Here is a 25,851-nt window from a genome sequence, read left to right on the forward strand (position 1 = left end):
AAAAATTTATTACTAAATCACATATTCAAATTCATATCCAGCAATAATTATAATATCTCCTTCTTCAACCCCAGCCTTTTCAAGCTCTGTCTCCATTCCAAGACTTCTCATTTTCTGAAGGAAATTTATTATCCCCTCTTCTCCTATAAATACATATTTTCTCAGCACATCATCCACAATACGCCCATCAATTTCAAATACATTATCTGCTGTTTTCTTAATAATCCAGTCTTCTTTCTTGTTATTTTCCTGAATTAGTTCCTCAACCGAATAAACTTCTTCTAACTCTTCTCTAGGTATTTCTTGAATTAATTCCCACGCCTTTGATAAAACTGGCTTTAATCCATCATTTGCAATTACAGAAACTGGATACACGTATTCTGCTCCATTTTCCTTCACAAATTTTTCAAATTCATCGTATTTTTTATCTTCATAGAGCATATCAATTTTATTTGCTACTACAATCTGCCTCTTTTGAGATAACTTTTCGCTGTAATTTTTTAATTCGTGATTTATTTTTACAAAATCTTCCTTAGGGTCACGTCCATCAAGTCCTGAAATATCCACAATATGAATAATCAGTTTACATCTTTCAATATGCTTTAAAAATCTATCTCCAAGTCCCACTCCTTCGTGAGCACCTTCAATAAGTCCTGGCACATCCGCCACTACGAAACTTTCCTCATCTCCCATTCTGACAACTCCTAATTTAGGCTTTAATGTTGTAAAATGGTAACTTGCAACTTTTGATTTGGCAGCTGACACTTTATTAATAAAACTTGATTTTCCTACGCTTGGATAGCCCACAAGAGCCACATCAGCAAGCAGTTTTAATTCCAGCTTTATTTTTAACTCTACACCTTCACGCCCACTTTCCGCTATTCTTGGAGCTTTTTTCACTGATGATTTGAAATGAATATTTCCACGTCCACCATCTCCACCTTTTAGAAATATTACTTTTTCATTTGGATTGTCCAAGTCAAGCAGCAGTTTATTTGTTTCAAAATCTCTAATCATTGTTCCAACTGGAACTTTTATAATCAAGTCTTCCCCTGATTTCCCAGTAGAACGTGCAGCAGCCCCTTTTGTTCCGTCTTGTGCCTTAAATTTTTTACTGCTCTTAAAATCTACAAGCGTGTTAATATTTGGATCAGCGATAAAGACGATATCTCCACCTTTTCCGCCATCTCCACCGTCAGGCCCTCCAAACTGAACAAATTTTTCACGTCTAAATGTAGCCGCTCCATCTCCTCCATTTCCGGAAATTACCGTAATTACACTTTCATCTATAAACATCTTATCATCCTTTTCTTTAATTTCACTTCTTTTTATTCATTTAACAAAATTACTTAAACTCATTATTTACTTTTAGTTCTGCCCGTTGATGCCGCTTTTTTCTCTCTTCTGTAATTCCACGGCTCTATATATCCTCTTTTCCCAAACAGTCCAAGTTTATTCTTTTTGGCATTTTCCTGGTAAGCCTGCATCCTAGTATCATTTTTATCGTATTCCTGATACCACCACGCATTCCCAGTCTTTACCATTTCCTCATTTATATTTTTTCCATCAGCATAGACTACAGCAACTGTTCTGCCGTATCTATCCCTGTTTTTCTCCTCAATTTCAAGTATTTTTCCACTTACCAGCTTTTCCAGTGCCTGCTTGCTTTCGTTACCATAATCCTGCGTCTTTTCAGGAGCATCAATTCCAAACATTCTAATTTTTATAACTTCTCCAGTAAATTTTCCATTTTCCACTTTCTGAATGTTCATGGTATCTCCATCACTTACTTTTATAGCTTGATAACCTTTCAGAATAGTTCGATTTTGCACAACTTTAGCATTTGAAGAATTATTTTTTGTACTTTTTGCAGCTGTACTTTTTTTGGAATTGATTGTTTTTGCTCTTTTTTTACTCGATTTTGAATTAACTCCATTGTATGCAAATCCAAATATTGCTAATAATACAGTAATTATCGCAGCAATTAATTTTTCATTTCCAACTTTTGAACTTCTTCCAGTTTTTCTTCTTCTTTTTGTTGCCATTTATTTTTTCCTTTATTCTTTATTTTTCCAATGCCTGTTTAAAATCTTCAATCAAATCATCAATATTCTCAAATCCAACTGCAATTCTTATCAATGAGTTTGTAAATCCTCTAGCCTCTTTTTCTTCATCAGGCATTTCGGCGTGCGTAATCGTACTTGGATGAGTTACCAAAGTCTCTGCTCCACCAAGACTCGCTGCAAATAGCGCCACTTTCAAGCTTTCAAAAAACGTTTTTACTTTTGAATCGTCCTTTAAAGTAAATGAGAATACTGAACCTCCGCCTGTTGCTTGACTTTCATGAATTTTTTTACCTTTATTTGTATTCAAAGTCGGATAGTAAATTTTATCAACTGCATCATGGCTTTGAAAAAATTCTATTAGTTTTTCCGCATTCGTTTGTGCCGCTTCCACTCTAAGTTTTAATGTTTTAAGACTTCTCATCAAAAGCCAGCTGTCAAATGGAGAAATTAAAGCTCCAGCCGCAACTTGTGAAAATTTAATTTTTTCCGCAAGTTCCTCATCATTTGTAATCGCAACTCCAGCCAGCAAATCATGATGCCCAGATAAAAATTTAGTTGCACTATGAATTACAATATCAATCCCAAAATCAAGTGGTTTTTGCAAATACGGAGTCATAAAAGTATTGTCTGCAATTGTTATCAAGTTATGCTCTTTTGCAATCTCTACAACTCCTCTCATATCCGTAACATCAAGCAATGGATTTGATGGTGTTTCAATAAAAATAGCCTTTGTATTCTCTTTAATAGCATTTCTAATATTATCCAAATCAGTTGTATCGACAAAAGTATATTCTAATCCAAATTTTGAATAAATATCATGAACAATCCTATAAGTCCCACCATAAATATCCTGACCTAAAATAATATGATCTCCCGCTTCAAACATTGTAAATACAGACGTTGTAGTCGCCATTCCCGATGAAAATGCATACCCATATTTCCCATTTTCCAATGCAGCAAGTATTTCTTCCAGTTCGTTTCTCGTAGGAGCCGAAACTCTTGAATATTCAAATTCCTGCGTTACTCCAAATTCCGCAACAGGAAAAGTTGAAGCAAAATTAACATTTGTTCCCCATAATTCCTTCTTCTTTTCTTTTCTTATCCCATGTATCGTTTTTGTTTCAAATCTCATAACACTATCACACTCCATTTCTTTTTTTACTATTTTACCATCTAAACTTTTGACGCTGTTCTAATCTTAAAATATTTAATTTTTATTTTTTATTATACAAATTAATAATTTTTTATACTTCTTATGTTATAAGTTGTTTTTATTAATTATTTGTTTTTTTATCTCTTTTAATATCTTTTTATTTCAAAAAAACACTCCATCTCATACTGTTTAGCAAGGAATTAAAACTTATTGTCCTCAATATAGTTTATATTTTAAATGTTAGTTTATTTAATAATAGTTTTACTATTTTTATTATTTTTTTCGGAGGATTGCTCATTGCCGCAAATCCTGAACCTATGGCTAGACTACGACTTTTATTTTATAGATTGAATATATCAAAAAATATAAAAAATGTTTCATTTGAAGGTTTAAAAACAAATAGTTAAAATAATTTATGTGGTATTTTTATTATTTTCTCATAAGCAATTCTCTTTTCCCCAACATCAGGCTCTCTATCCAAATAAATCACACCACAATAACTAAATCCGTTTTTTTCAAGAAACCTTTTCATAGGCTCATTATTTTCATTTGTATCTGCTTTTATACTGAGTATTTTATTTTTTATACACTCTTTTTCTGAAAATTCTAATATCTTTGTTGCAATTCCTTTATTCTTTATTTCAGAATTAACTGCCAGCCTGTGGATTACGATATAATCATCATCTGATATCCATTTCCCTTCAATCTTGGAATACGGTTCTTCCTTTTCAGGCGATAAAACAATTGTTCCTAAAATTTTTTTTAAATTTTCTGATTCTAATTCATTTCTATTTTTTTCAATATCTTCAAGAACATAACTAATTCCCAACTTTATATCATTTTCAATAACTTCCCTATTTGGATATCCATTTTGCCATTGATCTAAACCAAGTTTCCTTAGTTCAATTTTTGCTTTTTCGATGATTTCTAAAATTCTGTCCACATCATCAAAAGTTGATTTTCTAAAATTCACAAAAACTCCTCCCTTTCATAAAATTTAAATAATCATTTTAAAAAATTCTTTGGAATTTTGTTAATACAGTAACTTTCTATTTTTGGACAAGAGAACTTGACCTCTAGATAGCAATATTACTAAATTTTTATAATTTTTTTATTTTTATATTTGCCAGTCAATTTCCTCTTTCCCTAGTTCTTTCAAAATATCATTAACTTTCTTAAAGTGTCCACAGTCAAAAAATCCACGGCTTGCAGATAATGGGCTTGGATGAACACTTTCCAGAATATAATGTTTATTTGTATCAATAAAGGCTTTCTTGCTTTTGGCGTTATTTCCCCAAAGTATGAAAATTATTGGGTCTTCACGTCTATCTAAATATTTTATCACATTATCTGTAAAAATTTCCCATCCGATTTTTGAATGTGAGTTGGCATTTCCAGCAACTACAGTAAGTGCTGTATTTAAAAGCAGGACTCCCTGTTTTGCCCATTTTTCAAGAAATCCATTTTTACTCATTTTGTAGCCAAATTCATTTTCAATTTCTTTATAAATATTTTTTAGGGAAGGTGGCAAGGCAACTCCCTGCTTTACAGAAAATGCCAGTCCATGTGCCTGATTTTCGCCATGATACGGATCTTGTCCTAGAATTACAACTTTGCAATCCTTATAACTAGTCAACTTAAACGAAGAAAAAATCTCATTTTTATCAGGATAAATTGTTTTCGTCTTATATTCTTTTACTAAAAATTTTCTCAAATCCAAATAATAATCTTTTTCAAATTCTTTTTCTTTTTTAAAAATTTCATCCCAGTCATTTCCGATATTAACCATTTTCCCATCATTCCTCTCCTTAAAAATTCAAATCTTATTTCACAGTCAAATTTTCTTAATTTACAAAAGGATTATAAAATCTTCCACCATTTATTTTTATAAGTGCAATTGAAATAATTACGAATATTGCTGTTACAAAGATTGCTATAACATCTGGCATTTTCATTTTTCTTGCCTGATACCACGTTCTCTTTTTTCTTTTTCCAAATCCTCTTAAAATCATTGCATTGCTTATAATATCTATTTTTTCAATGCTTGAAAATATTAACGGCATTAATGTATAGGATATATTTTTTATTCTTGTTATTAATTTTACGTTTTTGGAAATATCTATTCCTTTTGCCTGCTGTGCCTTGCTAATTGTAACAAAGTCCTCTTGCACAGTTGGAATATATCTTAGTGCGATCGAAACTGCATAAGAAAATTTGTACGGCACACCTATCCTGTTTAATGAAGAGGCGAATTCACTTGGATTTGTTGTAATTATAAACAGTAAAGCGACAGGAATAACTGAGAAATACTTGACAAATATATTAAACTCATAAAACAGCTGTTCCTTCGTTATTACATAATTTCCAAAAATTTTCAAAATATCATGCCTTGTTCCATAAATTTTTGTTCCTTCAAGAGGAGAGAATAAAAAAATCATAATTAAATTTAATAAAAGAAAAATAGTAATTAGATAAAATACAATTTTTATTTCATTAAACTTTATTTTGGAAATTCTGAAAAGTACAAATCCTAAAAATGTCAAAGCTAAAAGAAGTCTCGTATCGTAAGTAAACATAATTGCAACAGTCCACAATATGAAACAAATCAGCTTTGCCGCTCCATTTAGTCTATGAATCACAGAATCCTTTTCGATATATTCCAGTAAAAATGTACCTGCCATCTAATCACCCGCCTTTTTCTGCTCTTTTTCATAATGCACAAACGTTCTTATAAGCTCTTCCGAATTTATCCCAGCCTTTTCCGCCACATAGTGAAGTGAAGTTTCCTTCAAATTTGCCTGTTCCAACACATTCCTGTCTGCCAAAATCTGTGCTGGATTTCCTGATTTTATAATTTTACCTTCATTAAAAACGTATGCCTTGTCAGTATACTCTAGCATCAAATGCATATCATGCGTTATAAATAAAATTGTAATCCCAAATTCATTCAGCTGTTTCAAAAATTCCATTATTTCCCTGTAATGAAATAAATCCTGCCCTGCTGTCGGCTCATCCACTATTATCATCTCAGGCTGTAATACAAGGACAGATGCTATTGTAACCCTTTTTTTCTGCCCATAGCTAAGTGCTTTTATAGGCCATTTCCTAAAAGGCTTTAATTTACATATTTCCAGAATTTCAATAACTCTTTTTTCTATTTCATCTTCTGAAACTCCTCTAGTTTTTAGACCTAATGCTACTTCATCAAAAACTGTAACTTTTGAAATCATCGCATTCGGATTTTGCAGCACAAAACCTATTTTCTCAGCTCTTTTTGTTATATTTTCATCACTTATGTCCAAATTTTTATAAAAAATCTTTCCTTCGTCCTGCTTTTCAAATCCTGCGATAACCTTTGACAGCGTCGATTTTCCCGCTCCATTTGAACCAACTATGCTTATCATTTCACCTTTTTTTACATCTATATCTATGTTTTTTAATATTTTTCTTTTCTCATTGTATGAAAATGAGATATTTTCAAGTTTTAATAATGTTTCTTCAGATTTTTCCCTTGCCTTGGGAGAATTATATTTTATCCAATTTAAAATGCCGTCTTCTGCTTCGGAAAAGTCAATCTTTTCAATATTAGAAATACTGCTATATTTTTCAAGGTTGGCATTACTGTATTTTAGCAAGGAAATATACAAAGGCTCTCTTATATTCATCTTACTTAACAAATTTCCAGTTAAAATATTATCTGGTCTATCGTCAGCAATAATTCTGCCTTCATTCACAACAATAATCCTGTCAATTCCCCTGTGCAGCACATCTTCAAGCCTATGCTCTATAATTATTGTAGTTAGTTTTTTATTATTATGAAGTTCGTCTATCAGTTCAATAGCGTATTTTCCACTCAAAGGATCAAGATTTGCAAGTGGTTCATCGTAAAGAACAATATTGGTATCGTCCACCATTATTCCAGCAAGTGACACTTTCTGCTTCTGTCCCCCAGATAAATCATGTGGCTTCAAGTCAAGCAGTGTTTCAATTTTTACAAATTTTGCTATTTCCTTTACCTTCTCTTTCATAATCTGTGTCTTTACTTCATCATTTTCCAGAGCAAACGCTATATCTTCCGCAACAGTAAGCCCCACAAACTGTGCATCCGAATCCTGAAGAACAGTTCCCACATATTTAGAATGTTCAAATACTTCCTTACACTTTTTCCCATAAATCTCAAACTTTCCTGTTATTTCCCCCTTGTAAAAATAAGGAACAAGTCCATTTATACAATGTCCCAAAGTACTTTTCCCAGAGCCTGACGGCCCTATTATAACGACTTTCTCCCCTTCATAAATTTTCAAATTTATATTATGTAATGTAGGTTCCGACTGACTTTCGTACTTAAATGTAAAATTTTCAAAATTTACAGCAATTTTTCTATTTTTGTCCAAACTCTCCTCCTTTCGAGTTGAAAATATATTTTTATTTAAATCTATTCAGTAATCTAAATTGTAAACTTTTTATTTTATAAAGATTAAACAAAATACCCGCCTAATCTTCTCATAGCCATCTAAAACTATTTTGAAAAATGCGGGTTATTTGTATTATTCCTGTTTTAAGCTTCCTTTGCTTACTATTGTTTTTGAAAATGCAAATATTAAAACTGTACCTAAAATTGCTACAACTATCATATTTCCAAGTGCCGCTGTAACTCCTTGTGCAAATGCTTTTGCCTGCGGTTCCTTATATATTGCAATATCAATAATTGGAGCTAGAACTACCCAGCTTATCAAGCTTATAATTACTTCTCCCACTATAAATTTTACAATTTTTGCTCCATTAAAATTCTCGATTTTAACAATTTTTCCTAAAAATCCAGTTGCCAGTCCAAAAAATGCCGCCGCTGCAACCCAGCTGAACCATACATTTCCATATCCTGAAATATCATTAAGCGTATGCCCAATAAATCCAATTCCTAGACCAACTGCAGGACCATATATAAATGCCATCAACGCTACAAAAGCAAATGTCACTTGTAGTGTCGTATTAGGAATTGGTGTCGGAATTGCTACAAATCTTGATAATACAATATAAATCGCTGCACCGATTCCCATTGCTACCACTTTTTTAATTGTTGTTGCTTCCATTAGTCTCACCTCTTTTAAATTTTCAAAAGTTTAAATACATTATATACTAATATTACTTTTTTCTCAACTAAAAATAACAATACTTTTAATAAATTTTATTAAATTATATTTAATCTTTAAACTGGATATTTATGGCTTCTTTCTCAATACCAAGATGTATCGTTTCTATCTGTGCATTTTCAAAAATCCTTCTTGAAGCCTTTGTAGAATCAAGCGACTTGTGCTTATCAGAAAAATATATTACCTTTTTTATTCCTGACTGTACGATTGCTTTTGCACATTCATTGCATGGAAAATGCGTTACATAAATAGTACAGTTCTTCAATGATTTTATACTATTAAGAATAGCATTCAGTTCAGCATGCACAACATAAGGATATTTCGTATCCAAAAACTCCCCGTCCTTATCCCAAGGCATACTGTCATCCGAACTTCCCATAGGAAACCCGTTATATCCAATTCCTATTATTTTTTTATCTTCATCAATAATACAAGCCCCGACCTGTGTAGACGGATCCTTACTTCTCATTCCTGACAAAAACGCTATTCCCATAAAATATTCATCCCATGATAAATAATTATCTCTTTTAGGCATTCTTCATACCCCACTTTCTAAAATATCCAACATTTTAAAAATATTACTTCCAATACTTACATTTTCAGGTTCTTCAATCCTTAAATATTTTTCAATTGATTCTTTCATTATAAATTTTTCAGCAATTTTAACTTTTTCCTTTTTATTTTTAGACTTATTATCAATTTTTAAAATCATTTCAATATTTTCATTATTTTTTATTAATTTATATTTATTTCTTTTAACAAATTTCTTTATATCAATTAAAAATATTATATCTTTATTGTCATCTCGGTATTTATCCAAATCAATCACATAGATAATCTCGTAATCAGAATTTCTATTTTGATTTTTAAATTTATCTATTTTCTGCTTAATTTGTTTATCTTTTTTATTATAATTATATTTCCCGTCAAGAATAATCCATTCTAATTTAATTTCTTTTTTCAATTTTTCAGATTCCACATAATACTTGACAATTTTATCAACATATATTTTATCGGAATTTCCCTCAACTAAAAACAGCCACAGTTTCATAACTCCCCCTTAATTCTCCTCTTCAAACGTATTAAATATCTCAAAAAAATCATAATATTCAATATTATATGGCATATTTGGTAACATCCCCTCCAAATACTGCTTTCTTGGAGAATAATTTCCATTTTTTATCCAAGGCTTTATTTCCTGATATTCAGTTATAAAATCTATCGAATTTTTATATTTTTTTAAAGTATCCAAAATACTTGTATTATGAGCCGTAAACGTAAACTGTCCTTTCCCATTTTCAGCAAAAAACTCAATTAACCTATTCAAATATAAATCATGAATACTCATATCTATTTCATCAACAAATACAATTCCACCATTATTAATCGTATCCAAAACATCAAATAATCTAAACAGTGATTTCATTCCCATACTTTCATATTCAAAATTTATCTTATAATCCTTGTAGTTGAAAACATATTCAATTTCATAATAATTTTCATCAAAATCTTTCTTTTCAAACTCTATTTTATTTAGTTCAGGATTAAATAATTTCAAAAATCTTTCTTTTCTTTCTAGACTTTTATTCAAATTTTCAATTTCTTCTTTTGTTTTAGATAAGATATTTCTCTTTTTAGCTTCTTGATTTACATAATCAAAATATATTTTATAAAGCCAATTTTGATTTTCAATATTAACAGAAAACATTTTATAATAACTGTCTTCGAAATGAGTAAAAATATTAATTTTGGAATACAACATATACAAATATGCAAATTCAAATTTCTCAGATTCTAATTTATCTTCTCTATCTTTCGCAATATCATTAATAATCAAACTTATTATACTTTTTCTTTCTAATAAATTCATTGATAACTTTTCTATTTCATCTAAATTTTTAAAATAATTTGACTTCTCTTTGTTTATCTTTCCATTTTCTATAATTAATGTTTTTAATATCTCTTTTCTATCTAGCTTTTTTTTATTTATTATTTCTTTTGTAATAATAATTTTCCCATTTTCTATTTTCAAATTTATTGAATGTTCAAAAATATGTTTTTTATTATTTTTATCAACAACTAAAAACTCAGCAGATAAATAACATTCTTTAAGTTTTTTATTTATTATTTCATTTAACAAACCACTTTTTAAAATTAAATAATCACTATCTAATACAATATTTCTTAAAATTTCAATTCCTTTTATAACAGCAGTTTTCCCAATTCCATTTCTTCCAAAAATTCCCTTAACATTATAATTTTCCCTGTTAAACTTCCGAATATCCTGCTTATAAAAACTAATTTCAATCGTTTTTTCAATGTTTTTTATTCCATTTAATCTAAATTCTAAAAGATAAAATTCCATCTTAAACCACTCCTTTTAAAAAATATACATTTTGTATATTTTAATACAAAAGGTTAAAAAAATCAATATTTTTCTTTAATAATAATTACTTAACAACCACTTTTTTCTTAACATCCGAAAACTCTATCTCCAATTTATCTTCCTTGCTAAGCTCAATTCCTCTCTTAACAATCTTCCCATTTTTTCGAGTTATCGTATACCCTTGTTTTAAAATATCACTTACAGAATATTTAGATAGCTGTGCTTTTTTGTATTTCAGTTCCTTTTTTCGATTTTCAAAAAATTTCAGTATTATTTGGTTAAGTTCAGTTGATTTTTTCTTTAAATTTTCTTTTTCACTTAAAATTATTTTTTGTAAATTAATTCTATCAAATCTCTGTTTTCGGTAATCTAACTGTTCTCTTGATTTTTGTACAATTCTTCTAAGTTCTCTTGATAATTTCTGTTCTTTTTCCATTAATTCAAATTTCTTGTTATCCAGAATATTCGCAAAATTCTTTATATAATAGTTATTTTTTCTGTATTCCAGCTCTTTTTTCATCATTGTAACTTTATTTAAAAGTAATTTACTCAAAAGATTCTTTTTACTTTCCAGTTCGTCTGTTAATTTATCTTTTTCAGGAATCAAGATTTCTGCTGCCTGAGTTGGTGTAGCCGCCCGTTTATCTGCAACCAAGTCTGAAAGCAAGTTGTCAATTTCGTGACCTACCGCTGAAATTACAGGAATCTCAGACTTATAAATGGCTTCTATCACAGCTTCCTCATTAAATGCCCACAAATCCTCAATGCTTCCTCCACCACGTCCAACAATAAGTGTATCTATTTCAAACTGTTTCTCTTCATTCATTCTATTAAAAAACTCAATTCCTGCCGAAACTTCCCGTGCTGAGCCTTCTCCCTGAACTTTTGCTGGATAAAGGTAAATATTCACATTTGGAAACCTTTTGTGTGTCGTGTTTATAATATCTCTGATTGCTGCTCCTGTATAAGCTGTTACAACACCAATATTTATAGGTAATTTCGGTAAATGTTTTTTTATTTCATCAGAAAAATACCCCTTTTCAAAGTACAACTTTTTAAGCATTTCCATTTTCTCATAAAGCAGCCCAAGAGAATTACTTTTTTCAAGAAAATCTGCTACAATCTGATAACTTCCATTTGCTTCATAAAGCGTAACACTACCCCGAATTTTTACCAAATCCCCTTCCTTCAAGTCTTCAGGCACTCCTCTATACTTATAACGAAAAATAGCACATTTCACACTTGCACTTGCATCTTTTAATGTAAAATACAAATGTCCCGAACGATAATACGTAATATTAGAAAGCTCCCCTTCAATAAAAATGTTCTTAAAAGTATTTGTCCCCTCCAAAAACATTTTAACTTCTCTATTTATATCACTTACGGAAAATACTGTCTGTTCCATAATTTCACCCATTTCTTACATTTTTTGTTCTTTAATAATAACATATTTCATATCTTTTCTCAACTGATGAAATTTTTTTACACAATTAATTTAAATATTTTCTGAAATTTCTATAATATATGCTCAAACCTATTTTGAATTAAACTACTAAAATTATATAAATTTAAGGTTTAAGTAAAATATTCATAACTTTTGAGCTTAATTTTAAAACTACCTTACCATATATAACTACAAAACTATGATTCTTTACTTAAACTATATTTCAAGCTCAAAATTTATCATATTGCAATCATGAATTTTATACATATCTGAATTTAAATTAACAAACTTTTCAAAAGATATTGATTGAAATTTATTCTCTTCTGCTAAGTAGATAATTTTATCACATTGAAAATTTTTAATTTCCTTATCCTCAAAATCATATCCCGAAGCAAGCCACTGTCCATAAACAGATGATATTTTGAAAAACTGAACAAAATAATATTTCTCTTTCTTTTCTTCTTTATACAAAATTTTACAAACTTTTTCTTCTATTGAATTTTCAAGAATTTTCTTTAAAAACGGACTTTCCTTTTGATGCTTTGAAACTTCAAAATTTAATATTGTCTCCATTTTGTTAATTTCCTCCACTTGTCTCTGCGGAAGACAGTTTTTAAATTTTTCTTTCAATTTTTCAATATCTAAATGAAAAGGTGTTGTTTTGTATCCTTTTAACGTAAGCATAGTGAAGTATAACGCATATATTTCATTTACATTGAACAAGACAGGAGAGAGCAGTTTATTTTTTAAAATTTTATATCTTCCATTTCTCCCGCTGAAAGAATAAATCGGCATCCCAATTTCCTCAAGAGATCTTATGTCTCTTAAAGCCGTATTTTTGGAAATACTGTATTTTTCCATAATATCTTTTAAATTAAAAGTCTCTTTATTATTAAGATACATCATCATATCATTAATCCGTTCTGATTTTTTCATTTTTCTCCCAATTTTTTTATTTTAATAGTATCATATTTTGATATCATTTTGAAGTATAATTTAAAATATAAATTTAAGGAGGAAATTATGGATATAACAAATAACTTTTTAGAAATTATGGAAAAAACTACTGATATGGCAATAGCTTCTTCAGACTCAAGTAATCAGCCTAATGTAAGAATTGTAAGATTTTATTATAATTCAGATGAGAAAATTTTATATTTTTTAACACTAAAGAATAGTCAAAAAACAGTAGAATTTGAACAAAATAACAAAGTAGCTTTTACAACAATCCCTATAGATGGTCTAAAACACATTAAAGCTAAAGGAATTATAAGAAAAAGCCAAAAATCTGTTCAAGATTTAAAAAACAAATTTATAGAAAAAATACCAGAAGTAAAAAAGAATATTGATGAAGGAGAAAACTTTATGGAATTATATGAAGTATCTTTTACAAAAGCAACTGTTACTCTTGATGTTAAAAATACTAAGGAATTTGAGATTTTATAATCAATCATAAAATAAACTTAAAATTTATGATTATTTTTCAAATTTCTATTTTATTTAATTTTCTAAAAATAGATTTGAATATAAGTTAAAAGGGTATCACTCAGCATACCCTTTTTAATAATAAATTATTCTTCCTCTACTACAACCTCCACATCCTTTTTCCTAAATCCCATCCCAATTTTCACAATTTCTTTATAACCTTCATATTTTAACCCTTCAGAATAATTCCTGTCATTTATTTGCTTCAAGGCACTTCTTGCAGTTCTTTTCAAATTTTTGCTATCTTTTGCTCTTGAATACTTAAATTGAAATATAAATGCTTTTTTAGTTTTATTTTTTGGCTTCAATACCAAATCAGGAATTCCATCTCCACTTTCTACATTTGATTTTACAAGATAATTTTCTGACATTATTGAGACTAACCCAATTACAAACAGATGATAAGAATTTTCTTCCTTCAAGTCTCTAAAACTTATCGCATTTTTTAAAAGTTCCCTTATTTCCAATATGAATTTTTCATAATTTCCATTAATCAAATGCTCTCCAAGTCCATAAAATCTGTAATGTCCCCGATAAGTCCTATACAAAAATCTGATTCTGAAAAAATCAAACAGTTCCTCATTTGGAATTTTCAAGTCGTAAACGTTTCTTTCAAGCTTCTTTTCGATGCTTACACAATTGGAAGAAATTATTGCTACCTGTAAAGATACAGTCGATTTTATTTATTTTGAAAATTTAAATCTAAGAGGAAGATACAAAAAAATTATTTTAAATTTTATTTCAAAAAATTTTCCCGAGTATAATCAGCTATATCATGATATCTATACAAAGAATAAAAAAGAATACTGGTATTTACTAATGGAAGATATAAATAGATTATGTAAAATTTATGATATAAAATATAAAACTTTCTTTTTTAATGATAATAAATCAAGTTAAATCTTAAAAAGTTAAAACACAAAAAAAGCACCCCCTTATAAGAGTGCAATATATTTTTATTTTTTATTCAAAAACTTCCGTCGCATTCGTAACTTCATTCCCTAACGCCACATTCAAAGCTACAATTGCCACTTCCAATTGGCTTTCATCAGGCTCGCTTGTAGTTATTTTTTGTAGCCACATTCCAGGAATTGCAATCATTTTGGCAAAAACATTATCCAGATGGTAGCTTGTCCAACGCTGTATTTCGTAAGAAAGTCCAGCAACAAATGGTACAAACAGTATTCTTGTCACTAACTTATAAAGAAGCATCGTAAAATGTCCAGTTGGAACTTTAAAAAACAAGTCAACTGTTGAAAATACTAAAATACTAATAAACATTACAAGTAAAAGAAAGCTTGTACCGCATCTTGGATGAAATCTTGTACATTCTTTTGCATTTTTTGGTGTTAATTCCTTTTCCATTTCGTAATTCATAATACTTTTATGTTCTGCTCCATGATATTCAAAAACTCGCTGTATATCCTTCAAAAACGAAATTCCGTAAATATATCCCAAGAAAAGTATCAATTTTATAACAGCCTCAACAATATTGGCTTTTAAAACATTGTCTTTAAAGAAAAAGCCTCCAACAGCAGATGGTAGCCACATAAACACCGCTATTCCCAATAAAACCGATGTCATAACAGTAAACCCAACCTGTTTATCTGTCAATTTCTCCTCTTCCAGTCCAGCCTGATTTGACGCAAAAATAAGCTCCTTAGTCCCAACGACCATTGCATCATAAAGTGCTATAACTCCTCGCACAAAAGGTACTTTTAACCATTTATTATTTTTCTCGGTAAGCGTTATTTTTTTATAAACGATACTTCCATCCTGCTTACGAACAGCTGTTGCAATAGCTTTAGGTCCTCTCATCATAACCCCTTCTACAACAGCCTGACCTCCAACAGTCACTCTTTTATCTTCCATTTTTACCTACTTTCTTAATATCTTCTATTTTTATAAATTTTTCTTATTTCAATTAATATTTTATTCCCTATCAATTACTGCTCTATTTTTTATACGTTTTAATGATTTATTAATATGCTCAGCCTTATATTTACTTACTCCTTTTATTTTAGCAATATCTGAGGCTGTTGACATCAAAATTGACTGAACATTTGAAAATTCCTTTACAAGAATCTCTCTGTCCTTTTTGCTTATTTTGGTTATATTGCTCAAAAGTCCATAACCACGTGGCTCTATCTTCTCATCAAGATTTATGATATTTGTGTCAAATCCAAGAAGGCACACGATTTTTTCATCATCCAGTAATTCCTCTTTTGTTAAGGATTTTACTCTTAAACCAATTTTTTCTGCTGTTTCCTCACTTATTTTATAATCCTTTATAAGAGCGTCAAAACTTTCGTTTTTATTTAACATTATTTCTTCATACTGAATCTTTATAAGCCGTCCTTCACTTCCTAGCTCCGCCATGTATTCAATTAATTCTTCCGACATTCTAAAAAGCAATCCATACATTCTTACACACTCTACAATATCATAAAGTGTTACCATGTTGTCAAACTCAAGAATTGACAAATTAACATGATTTTTCTCAATCGCAAGGGAATATTTCTCAAGAGCCGTTATTGCCTGTGAAGATTTTGTCAACAAATCTCCAATTTCATTTAATAAATATCTAAACTTGCCATAATATACTGTTATTTTATTTCTTCTTTCAGAAACTGCAACAACTAAATTTCCTTTTTGCTGAGCAATTCTGTGTGCCGCCTGATGTCTTGTTCCGCTTTCGTCTGTTTCTATGGAATAATTTGGCTGTAACTGAATATTTGCTCCATAAATTGTTTTTATATCTTCTGACAGAATAATTCCACCATCCATTTTAGACAATTCATAAACTTTTTGTGGTGAGTATACTGTATTTAGCTCAAATCCACCACCCATTACATCTTTCAAATCATTAGGATTTCCCAATACAATTAATGCACCTAGCTTTGCTTCCTGAATTTTATCTACCGCTTCTCTCAAAGCTGTTCCTGGTGCTATCCTCTCAAATATGTGCTCCAATATTTTCTTCTTGTTCACTACCTTTTTTAACATTTTCTTATCCTTTCGCCTATTTTGCTTTATTGGCTTACTTTATCCTCTCGACAAGTTCACTTATATTGCTTATATAGTTAAGCTTTATTTTTGTTTTTATTTTTTCTTTTTCAAAATCAGCCTGATGGCTCTTTGGTAAGTACACTCCCACAAATCCCAGTTTTTCCAGTTCATTCACTCTATTTTTGATAAATGAAACTTTTCTCACTTCGCCCCGTAATCCAAGCTCTCCAATAGCAGCTATTTTTTGACTTACGGGTATGCCTTTTATTGAAGATAAAAGCGAAAAAACTACAGCTAAATCAGAACTCCTGTCGTTCAAGTCAATTCCACCTGGAATGTTAATATAAATATCTTTAGAGTTCACATCCACCTTTAATGACCGAGATAAAACCGCACTCAATATTTCCACACGATTTTTATCATACCCCTCAACTGTTCTCCTAGGCATCCCAAAATTTGGTGTTCCCAGTAACGATTGTACTTCAAATAAAAATACACGGCTTCCTTCAAAAATTGGTACAATAATGCTCCCAACATTTTTCTTGTCTCTATCGCTTATAAAAAATTCAGATGGATTTTTCACTTCACTAATTCCGTTTTCCTTCATATCAAAAATCGAAATTTCATTTGTAGAACCGTAACGGTTTTTTATTGAACGGATAATTCTGTAATAGTTATTTTCTTCTCCTTCAATCTGCAGTACAGCATCAACCATATGCTCTAATAACTTTGGTCCTGCTAGTTTTCCATCTTTTGTAACGTGTCCTACAATATAAAACGCAATTTCATTCTTTTTAGCAATTTCAATGATTTTTAAAGTTGTTTCACGAATTTGTGTTACACTTCCAGGGATAGAATTTACATTTTCTGAATAAAGTGTCTGAATTGAGTCAATTACTACGACTTTAGGCTTATCTTTTAAAATTACACTTTCAATTTTTTCTATATTTGTATCATTTAAAATATACAAATTTTCACTTTGTACATTAACACGTTCTGCACGCTGTTTTATCTGTCGAGGCGATTCCTCTCCAGAAACATAAAATACATTCCCAATTTTTGCATACTCCTGTGACAACTGAAGCAAGAAAGTTGATTTCCCGATTCCAGGACTTCCTGTAATCAGCACAACTTCTCCTTTTATAAGTCCGCCTCCTAAAACCCTATCAAATTCTTCAAATGGTGTTACCATCCGAAATTTCTTTTCAATTTCAATATCCGTTATCTTACTAATTGAAACATCCCCCGATTCTACATTTCTAAAAGTACTCTTTATATCAATCTCTTCTTCAAAAGTTCCCCATGAATCGCAGTTAGGACATTTTCCAAGCCATTTTAATGAACTATAACCACATTCTGAGCATATATATTTTGCCTTCGTTTTTTTTACAGCCATTTTAAGTCCCTCTTTTATCATTTCTTATTCATATTACCAAATTTTTTTAACAAAATTATGTTTTTTCCCTTTTTATTAACTGTGAATTTTAGTAATTTAGCAATACATTTAAAATTATTTAGTCTTTTTGTAATTCTTCAACTTTTTTAATTAAACACTTTTTAACATTTTCTGTAACAAAAAAACTCAAATCACCTTTATTTAATGAGACTTCCTTCACAAGACTTGAACTCAAATACAGATATTCCCTTGAAGCTGTTAAAAACACTGTTTCAAATTCACTTTTTGAAAGTGTTTTATTTGTAAGCGTAAACTGTAACTCGTATTCGTAATCTGATAAAGCACGAAGCCCTCTTATTAAAATATTTACGTTTTCTTCGTACATAAAATCAACTAACAATCCGTTAAAAATTTTTATTTCAGCATTAATATTTTCTTTTTTCAAGATTTCTTCTATCATCTCAACTTTTTCTTCATCTGAAAACCAGGCTTTTGATTTTGTAGAATTTTTAAAAATTCCTATTATTAACTTATCAAATAAATGCGAAGAACGTTTTATAATATCAATATGTCCCTTCGTTATTGGATCAAAACTCCCTGGATATAACGCCACTTTTTTCATATTGTTCTCCTATTTTTACTGCTTTTGTTTTTTTAATTTTGCCAATGCCTCTTTTGCCGCATGTTTTTCAGCTTCCTTTTTACTTTTCCCAGTTCCTACTCCGTAAATTTTATCATTCCAGCTTACAGAAATTTCAAAAACTTTATCGTGGTCAGGACCTTTTGTATTAAGCAGCTTATATTCTGGCATTTTTCTATATTTTCCTTGAACAAATTCCTGTAAAACCGTCTTATAATCACCAGTCCCTTCTATTTCCTCAAGTTTATTTATTTTTCCAAGCAGTAATTTCAATGCCACATTTTTCGCAGTATAATAATCTGAATCTTTAAAAATCGCACCAATCAAAGCCTCAAAGGCATCGCCTAAAATAGACCTTCTATTTCTTCCACCAGACATAATTTCGCCATTGCTCAAATACAAATATTCTCCTAGTTCAATATCGCTTGCAATAGTAGAAAATACAGGTTCACTTATAATTTGGCTTTTTAATTTTGCAAGTTCACCTTCCGTCTTTTTTTCATAAAGTTCATAAATATATTCTGTTGTTATAAGATTTACAACTGCATCTCCTAGAAATTCCAGTTTTTCATTGTTAAATCTTCTATCTTTTTCCGTTTCATTAGAATACGATCTATGTGTCAACGCCTCTTCTAAATATTCCTCATTTTTAAATTCATAGCCTATTTTCTGCATCAATTCCTTAGCATCCCTATTTGCACCCGTTTCCATGGTTTCACCTCCTTCCTTTTTATTATTTATTTTTTACGCTTTAATTAAGGGGAAAATCAATGTTTATTCTCCCCTTAGTTATTTCAAAATATTTTTATTATTTATATTTTCTAAATGCTAGAACCGCATTATGTCCACCAAATCCTAGCGAGCTTGACATTCCTACTTCAATATCTCTTTCCACAGGCTTATTCGGTACATAATCCAAATCACATAATGGATCTGGATTCTCATAATTTATAGTTGGAGGCATAATTCCTTCTGAAATTGCAAGTGCCAAGAACGCCGCTTCAATTCCTCCTGCTCCACCTAATAAATGTCCAGTCGCACCTTTTGTAGAACTTACAGAAAGTTTGTATGCATGTTCTCCAAATGCTGTTTTTATTGCCTGAGTTTCATTTTTATCATTAGCAGGTGTAGATGTTCCGTGCGCATTAATGTATCCAACTTCTTCGGGTTTGATATTTCCTTGCTCTAAAGCCATTTTAAAAGCTCTTGCGGCACCTTCTCCACCGTCAGATGGCGCTGTCATGTGAAAAGCATCTCCTGTTTCCCCATATCCAACAACTTCTGCATAAATTTTTGCCCCACGTTTTTTAGCGTGTTCCAACTCTTCCAGCACTAGCACTCCAGCACCTTCCCCAAGTACAAATCCATCTCTATCAGCTGTAAATGGACGTGATGCAGTTTTTGGATCTGGATTAGTTGACAATGCTTTCAAGTTTGCAAATCCTGCTATTCCTGATGGAGTTACTGTTGCTTCTGTTCCTCCAGCTACCATTGCGTCAGCCTTTCCTAACAAGATTGCCTGAAAAGCATCTCCAATTGAATTTGTTCCTGAAGCACAAGCTGTAACAACAGTCTTATTAGGTCCTTTTGCGCCTATATAAATTGAAGTATTTCCAGAAGCCATATTCAAAATTGCCGCTGGAATATAAAATGGAGATACTCTCTTAGGCCCTCTTGTAACAAGTTTTTCCACTTCCTGCTCAATTACATCCAGCCCACCTATTCCTGAACCAATAATTACTCCTATTCTATCCGCATTTTCTTCAGTAATTTCCAATTTCGCATCTTCCAATGCTTCTTTAGAAGCCGCAATCGCAAATTGTGAAAATCTGGCTATTTTTTTCAATTCTTTTTTTTCAATGTAATTTTCAGGCACAAAATCCTTCACTTCTGCCGCAATATGCACTGAATGCTCCAAAGTGTCAAACTGCGTAATCTTGTCAATTCCACATTCTCCAGCCAACAAATTTTTCCAAGCCTTATCTTTTCCAGTTCCTAATGGTGTTACCAGTCCTATTCCTGTAATAACTACTCTTCTCATTAATACACCTCTCATCTTTTATTTTTTTTATTTTAAATATATTTAATTTATTGAGATAATATTTTAATTTTTCCCTTATATTATTTATTTTAAGCAGAGGTATCAAACGCCATACCTCTGCACTCCCGCTTTACGCAAACTTTCTTATAAAAGAAAAATAGAACTCGCTTTTGAACATAGATTATTTTTAATTTAAATAACTTTATCCAATTTAAAATTTACTACAAAAGCTCAAACAGCTATTTTTCTTCTAACGAAATTTTGCTTATTATTTGTTTTAGTTAAATTAACTGTTTTAATTAAACTAAAAATGTCGTGATTTTTTGGAAATAAAATCGACTGTTTGAGCGTAGTTTTACGTAGCGAGTTTCGATTTTGTTTTCAAAAAATGCTTAGACGAGCTGGGGTTGCAAAGGGGATAGCAACTGTTCCCCTTTGCTTAAAAAAAAGAAAAAACATAAATATTATAAAAAAAGTATTTATTAATAGTAATCTTATTTTTATAAAAATTACAAACAACTACTTATTTATTTTATTATTTTAAATAATAACTTTTTTACAATAAGATTATTTTAACATTTTTTCATTTTTTTTTCAATAAAAAAGGGGGTAAAAACCCCCAAAAGTTTTATCTATTATTTAGATTCGATGTATTCAATTACATCTTTAACTGTTTTAATTTTTTGTGCATCTTCATCAGGAATTTCAATGTCAAATTCTTCTTCAAAAGCCATGATTAATTCAACTGTATCTAATGAATCAGCTCCTAAATCATCAACAAAAGACGCATCTTCTGTTACTTGATCCTCATCTACACCTAATTGATCTACTACTATTGATTTAATTTTATCTAGCATTATAATGCCACCTCCATATTTATTTTCTAAAATTATTATACCAAATGAATTTGAAAAATGCAACTAAAATTTATTAATAATTAAAATTTTCAACTTTAACTAAGCAATTCCATTAATTCCTTATCGCTCATCTCAAACAAGACTTTTTCCCCGTCTTTATTTTCTAACAGATTCTCACTTAACTTACGTTTACTTTCCTGTATTTTTATAATTTTTTCCTCAATTGTACCTTCTGTCACAAGTTTTATAACTTGCACGCTTTTTTTCTGTCCGATTCTATATGCCCTGTCACTAGCTTGATTTTCCACAGCAATATTCCACCACGGATCATAATGAATCACAACATCAGCTCCAACAAGGTTTAGTCCTGTTCCCCCTGCTTTTAACGAAATTAGAACCACTTGTCGCTCTCCAGCGTTAAATTTGTTACAAATATCAACTCTTTCTTTAGATTTCACACTTCCATCAATATAAAAATACTCAATTCCCATATTTTCAAGTTCTTTTTCAATTTCCTTTAAAGTTCCCACAAATTGTGAAAATATTAATAGTCTATGCCCATTTTCAATTATATCTGGCATTAAGTCACGCAATACTTCCAGTTTGGCTACCTCGCCTTTATAATCTTCTTTAAATAAAGTTGGAGAATTACATATTTGACGTAATTTTGTCAATATAGCCAGTATTTTCATCCGATTGTTTTCATTTTCGTTAAATTTCTTCATTTCATTTTTAGCTTTCTTTATGTACGACATATATAACTGTTTTTGCTCATTGCTCAATGTTACAACCATATTTGATTCAATTTTATCTGGCAATTCTGTGAGCACTTCTTTTTTTGTTCTTCTTAATAAAAATGGAGCAATAATTTCACGTAAATTGTGTATTTTGGAAGAATTTGGATTTACAATTGCTTCTTTATAGGTTTTTTTAAATTTTGTCAAATTATCTAAATATCCCGGTATTACAAAATCAAAAATTGACCACAGTTCTAAAATATTGTTTTCTACTGGTGTTCCTGTCAATGCAAAATTCACTTTGCTGTTGATTTTCATAACAGCTTTTTTTATTTGAGAAGTTGTTGTTTTTATATTTTGAGCCTCATCCAGCACTACTACATCAAAATCTCTGCTTTTGTACTCTTCAATATCATTTCTCAAAGCCTGATAAGTTGTTATCATAAATCCTCTTGATTTTTTGGATATAATTTCCTTTCTTTGGGCCGCCGTTCCTTCAATTAGAGTTGGACTTATCCCTGTAAACTTGATAATTTCTTCCTTCCAGTTATATAGCAGTGAACTCGGCACAATAATCAAAGCCGAAAAATCTCTGTTTTCCTGATAAATCTCATTTAACAGCGAAATTGTCTGTAAAGTCTTCCCAAGCCCCATATCATCAGCTAGAACTCCTCCAAATCCAATATCATACATATTTTTCAACCAATTAAAACCTAATTTCTGATACGGAAATAATTGTACATTTATGTTATGCGGCTCTATTTCCTGTCGATTTTTTATTTTATGGAACAAATCCTTAAATTCATCCATTTTTACAAGTTCTTCCTGAATATTTTTTGAAATTTGAGCAAGCTGTAAAGCTTTTATTTTAGAAATTTTATTTTCTCCAACTTTCAGATTAGAAATGGAATCTGTAATTCCAACCAGTTCTTCAATGCTTTTATTGGCAATTTTTACAAGTTCACCGCTTGAAAGCGTTATATATTTCTGTTCATTTTTAATTGCTTCCATCACAATTTCCACATCTTCAGTTTTTATCCCCTCAATGTCAAAGCTAACATTCAAAAAATTATTTTCCACCTTTTTTATTCCAACATGAACATCTATATTTCGTGCATTTTTTATTTTGTTATCCAGATGAATTTTTACCTTATCTGGATACTTTTTATTAATATATTCGGAAATCTTCCCCAGCCCTTCATAATTTACATTGTAACTGCCTTCCATCGACTCCAAATACATAAAAGAATAACTTTTCACAAGTTTTTTCAATTCCTCACATAATTGTGCATTTTTTCTGGGAATAAAATATTTCCCATTTTTTTCCAACGCACAAACAGTATTTGACAAGTTAATTTTTACAAGTTCCTTTTCATCAGTTTCTGTAACAAAAATGTCAATATTTCCATCCTCATCAGCATATTCGGCAACATTAATATTTTCATATCCCAAAACTGCCTTTAACTTCTGATTTTCATCACTAGAAAGCTGATTAAACAGTTCCGTATCTAAAAAATCAAATTTTTCAAAAAATTTTATTTCATTTTTATCCATTTTAAAAACTTTTGTTGTGTCGTTTGAAAAAGCGTAAAATGGACTATTTTCAGAAATTCTTTCGATATTTCTCATTGTAATTTTTTCATTTTCCAATACAAATAACGGTTCATACGAATTCATTATCTGCTTTTGCTCTCCCAAAAGAACTAGGCTTTTTCCTTTTTCCATAGCTATAAGCAGTCTATTTAAGAGCATTTCATACACTTTTAGCCCTTTTTTATCCTTAATTCCGCTGTCAATTACGCTTTGAATTTCTTTACTGTATTCGTAAATTGCATGGATTATTTTTTTATTTATATCATTGAAAAAATAAGTTTTTGGATTATAAGTAATTTTAGAAGTTACTTCATATTCTCTGTCTTTTACAACCGATTCGATAAATTTTAAAATATCTTTCACATAGTAAGTTTTCTTTAGCCCTGTTTTTAGTCTTAAAATATATCCCCGTGCATTATTTTCCTGATTATAATCATATCCATATTTATAGTCACTGTAACTTCCCTCGTCAATTTCAACTTCAAGTCGCATTTCCTGCTGTTCTTCCGCTTCGATATTTTGATTTTCCAAATGTAAATTATAAATTTCATTGATTTTTGCAGAAACACTTTCAAGATTTTCCACTATTTCTTCATTATTTTTAATTTTTTGAGTATTCTGGAAATCCATTTCGACTTTTATATTATTATCTTTTAAAGTATTTTCAGTATCCCCTTCAATAGTTTCAAATTTGACTTCCACACTTTTACTTTTTTTATCAAAATTTTGCAATTCTTCATTTTTAATATTTTCTATTCTTTCAGAGGTTTTATTTGATCTATCTAATTTTTTTATATTTATATTCTCGGCTTTTAATTTTTGGCTTTGTCGTAATTTATTTTTTTTATCATTTTCTAAATTTTGCTTAGCAACTTTTTCAGCTTTGGCTTTTTGCTCTTTTTCTTTAATTTTAGCTAATTTTTTATTATCTTCCTCAAAGTCATCTTCAAACATCATTTCAATATCGTCAGTTCCAATAACTTTTGAAATTTTTTCTGAATGGTCCGCCATCATTCCCAATGTTACAACGTGTTTGCAGCAATTTTTCTTATTGTTCTTAAAAAACATGCAATCACAGTCTGCTTCAACAAATTCACCTTTTTTCTGCTCCACCGTAATCGATGTCTTACAAAGGCTATTTTCCTTGTACTCACCTTCTACCGTCATAAAGTTCCCATCGGCAAAAAGTGCAGTTATATTCCCCAAACTTTTATTATAATATTCCTGTCCAATTACAAAAATACTTGGTGTTATCTGTTTTTTTAATTCTAATGAAATACTATTCTGTCCCATTTCTCTCCCTTACTTTTATTTATGCTCAAACTAAATGATTTTCATCATTATTATCGCATCCTCATTATTCCCATAATAATTTTTTCTTACAGAAATTTGTTCAAATCCAATTTTTTTATAAAGTTTTAGTGCTTTTATATTATTTTCATTAACTTCCAGCAAAAACTTATTTTCAGAAAAATGTATATTTTTAATTTCTGGATTTTTATTATTTTTAAGTAAATTTCCCATGCTTTCAGTTAATAATTTTTCACCAAAACATTGCCCCTGATATTCTTTTTTTATTGCAATTTCAAAAATATCTATGCTCTCTATTGTACCATAAAATGCGACATATCCCAACACATTTTTCTCAAATTTTTCATTTTTATTCAAATCTGTTTTTTCTTTTTGATTTTTTTCTAAAATTTTATTTTTATCTTCTTTTTTTAATTTCTCCACAAAAATATTTTCTTTCATATAATTAAATAAGCAGTATATCTCATACTGCTCACTTAACATCATTTCAGAAAAATATTTATCCCCAACTTTATTTTTAAAGTTTTCATTATGAATTTTAACCAATTCACTGACAATATTTTCCATTTTATTCTCCATTTTT

Annotated in this window: 24 protein-coding genes; 1 reads left to right on the top strand and 23 read right to left on the bottom strand. The window is 30.0% G+C overall.

The window, feature by feature from the left end:
• Window positions 1–12: 12 nt before the first annotated feature.
• From obgE to QU666_RS08895, 13 genes are all read right to left on the bottom strand, one after another.
• Window positions 13–1,296 carry a GTPase ObgE gene (gene obgE, locus QU666_RS08835; RefSeq protein ID WP_021768162.1) on the bottom strand — a complete coding sequence of 428 codons (1,284 nt, stop codon included), beginning with the start codon at window positions 1,294–1,296 and terminating at the stop codon, window positions 13–15.
• A 62-nt stretch (window positions 1,297–1,358) separates the two neighbouring features.
• Window positions 1,359–2,045, bottom strand: a complete 687-nt coding sequence (locus QU666_RS08840; protein ID WP_021768163.1) for a thermonuclease family protein — start codon at window positions 2,043–2,045, stop codon at window positions 1,359–1,361.
• A 19-nt stretch (window positions 2,046–2,064) separates the two neighbouring features.
• Complete coding sequence (locus tag QU666_RS08845; protein ID WP_036069774.1) at window positions 2,065–3,198, bottom strand: PLP-dependent aspartate aminotransferase family protein; 1,134 nt, start codon at window positions 3,196–3,198, stop codon at window positions 2,065–2,067.
• Between the two features lie 424 nt (window positions 3,199–3,622).
• Window positions 3,623–4,192 carry a GNAT family N-acetyltransferase gene (locus tag QU666_RS08850; RefSeq protein WP_021768165.1) on the bottom strand — a complete coding sequence of 190 codons (570 nt, stop codon included), beginning with the start codon at window positions 4,190–4,192 and terminating at the stop codon, window positions 3,623–3,625.
• Window positions 4,193–4,336: 144 nt separating this feature from the next.
• Window positions 4,337–5,008: a uracil-DNA glycosylase gene (locus tag QU666_RS08855; protein WP_021768166.1), complete on the bottom strand. Its 672-nt coding sequence runs from the start codon at window positions 5,006–5,008 to the stop codon at window positions 4,337–4,339.
• A gap of 55 nt (window positions 5,009–5,063) precedes the next feature.
• Window positions 5,064–5,900, bottom strand: a complete 837-nt coding sequence (locus QU666_RS08860) for an energy-coupling factor transporter transmembrane protein EcfT (protein ID WP_021768167.1) — start codon at window positions 5,898–5,900, stop codon at window positions 5,064–5,066.
• Window positions 5,901–7,613, bottom strand: a complete 1,713-nt coding sequence (locus tag QU666_RS08865; RefSeq protein WP_021768168.1) for an ABC transporter ATP-binding protein — start codon at window positions 7,611–7,613, stop codon at window positions 5,901–5,903.
• Between the two features lie 153 nt (window positions 7,614–7,766).
• On the bottom strand, window positions 7,767–8,309 hold the full coding sequence (locus QU666_RS08870) for an ECF-type riboflavin transporter substrate-binding protein (RefSeq protein WP_021768169.1): 543 nt from the start codon (window positions 8,307–8,309) through the stop codon (window positions 7,767–7,769).
• 109 nt (window positions 8,310–8,418) lie between these two features.
• Window positions 8,419–8,904, bottom strand: a complete 486-nt coding sequence (locus tag QU666_RS08875; protein WP_021768170.1) for a dCMP deaminase family protein — start codon at window positions 8,902–8,904, stop codon at window positions 8,419–8,421.
• Window positions 8,905–8,907: 3 nt separating this feature from the next.
• Window positions 8,908–9,420, bottom strand: a complete 513-nt coding sequence (locus tag QU666_RS08880; RefSeq protein WP_304984805.1) for a hypothetical protein — start codon at window positions 9,418–9,420, stop codon at window positions 8,908–8,910.
• Between the two features lie 9 nt (window positions 9,421–9,429).
• Entirely contained in the window at window positions 9,430–10,734 is a 1,305-nt protein-coding gene (locus QU666_RS08885; RefSeq protein ID WP_304984806.1) for an ATP/GTP-binding protein, read from the bottom strand.
• An 85-nt stretch (window positions 10,735–10,819) separates the two neighbouring features.
• Entirely contained in the window at window positions 10,820–12,160 is a 1,341-nt protein-coding gene (gene xseA / locus QU666_RS08890) for an exodeoxyribonuclease VII large subunit (RefSeq protein ID WP_036069880.1), read from the bottom strand.
• A gap of 255 nt (window positions 12,161–12,415) precedes the next feature.
• Entirely contained in the window at window positions 12,416–13,135 is a 720-nt protein-coding gene (locus QU666_RS08895) for a YafY family protein (protein WP_021768297.1), read from the bottom strand.
• Window positions 13,136–13,222: 87 nt separating this feature from the next.
• Here QU666_RS08895 and QU666_RS08900 point away from each other — a divergent pair, with 87 nt between their 5' ends.
• On the top strand, window positions 13,223–13,645 hold the full coding sequence (locus QU666_RS08900; protein WP_021743981.1) for a pyridoxamine 5'-phosphate oxidase family protein: 423 nt from the start codon (window positions 13,223–13,225) through the stop codon (window positions 13,643–13,645).
• A gap of 125 nt (window positions 13,646–13,770) precedes the next feature.
• Here QU666_RS08900 and QU666_RS08905 read toward each other — a convergent pair whose 3' ends face one another.
• The 10 genes from QU666_RS08905 to QU666_RS08950 form a co-directional block, all read right to left on the bottom strand.
• On the bottom strand, window positions 13,771–14,280 hold the full coding sequence (locus QU666_RS08905; protein WP_021768296.1) for a PD-(D/E)XK nuclease domain-containing protein: 510 nt from the start codon (window positions 14,278–14,280) through the stop codon (window positions 13,771–13,773).
• A 367-nt stretch (window positions 14,281–14,647) separates the two neighbouring features.
• Window positions 14,648–15,556: a DUF1385 domain-containing protein gene (locus QU666_RS08910; RefSeq protein ID WP_021768294.1), complete on the bottom strand. Its 909-nt coding sequence runs from the start codon at window positions 15,554–15,556 to the stop codon at window positions 14,648–14,650.
• A gap of 60 nt (window positions 15,557–15,616) precedes the next feature.
• The gene (gene disA / locus QU666_RS08915) at window positions 15,617–16,690 is read right to left on the bottom strand and encodes a DNA integrity scanning diadenylate cyclase DisA (protein WP_021768293.1); all 1,074 of its coding nucleotides are present in this window, start codon (window positions 16,688–16,690) and stop codon (window positions 15,617–15,619) included.
• A 34-nt stretch (window positions 16,691–16,724) separates the two neighbouring features.
• Complete coding sequence (gene radA, locus QU666_RS08920; protein WP_036069875.1) at window positions 16,725–18,089, bottom strand: DNA repair protein RadA; 1,365 nt, start codon at window positions 18,087–18,089, stop codon at window positions 16,725–16,727.
• 118 nt (window positions 18,090–18,207) lie between these two features.
• A complete protein-coding gene (coaD, locus tag QU666_RS08925) occupies window positions 18,208–18,711 on the bottom strand; it encodes a pantetheine-phosphate adenylyltransferase (protein WP_021768291.1) in 504 nt (167 codons plus the stop codon).
• Between the two features lie 15 nt (window positions 18,712–18,726).
• Window positions 18,727–19,440: a ribonuclease III gene (gene rnc, locus QU666_RS08930; RefSeq protein WP_021768290.1), complete on the bottom strand. Its 714-nt coding sequence runs from the start codon at window positions 19,438–19,440 to the stop codon at window positions 18,727–18,729.
• 97 nt (window positions 19,441–19,537) lie between these two features.
• Window positions 19,538–20,770 carry a beta-ketoacyl-ACP synthase II gene (fabF, locus tag QU666_RS08935; RefSeq protein WP_036069873.1) on the bottom strand — a complete coding sequence of 411 codons (1,233 nt, stop codon included), beginning with the start codon at window positions 20,768–20,770 and terminating at the stop codon, window positions 19,538–19,540.
• A gap of 635 nt (window positions 20,771–21,405) precedes the next feature.
• Window positions 21,406–21,627, bottom strand: coding sequence for an acyl carrier protein (locus QU666_RS08940; protein ID WP_026748316.1), 222 nt, complete (start codon window positions 21,625–21,627; stop codon window positions 21,406–21,408).
• 95 nt (window positions 21,628–21,722) lie between these two features.
• Window positions 21,723–25,250 carry an SNF2-related protein gene (locus QU666_RS08945; protein WP_021768287.1) on the bottom strand — a complete coding sequence of 1,176 codons (3,528 nt, stop codon included), beginning with the start codon at window positions 25,248–25,250 and terminating at the stop codon, window positions 21,723–21,725.
• Between the two features lie 30 nt (window positions 25,251–25,280).
• Window positions 25,281–25,847 carry a GNAT family N-acetyltransferase gene (locus tag QU666_RS08950; RefSeq protein ID WP_021768286.1) on the bottom strand — a complete coding sequence of 189 codons (567 nt, stop codon included), beginning with the start codon at window positions 25,845–25,847 and terminating at the stop codon, window positions 25,281–25,283.
• Window positions 25,848–25,851 lie beyond the last annotated feature (4 nt).

This window comes from Leptotrichia sp. HMT-225 (assembly GCF_030644325.1).
Taxonomy (GTDB): Bacteria; Fusobacteriota; Fusobacteriia; order Fusobacteriales; family Leptotrichiaceae; genus Leptotrichia; species Leptotrichia massiliensis.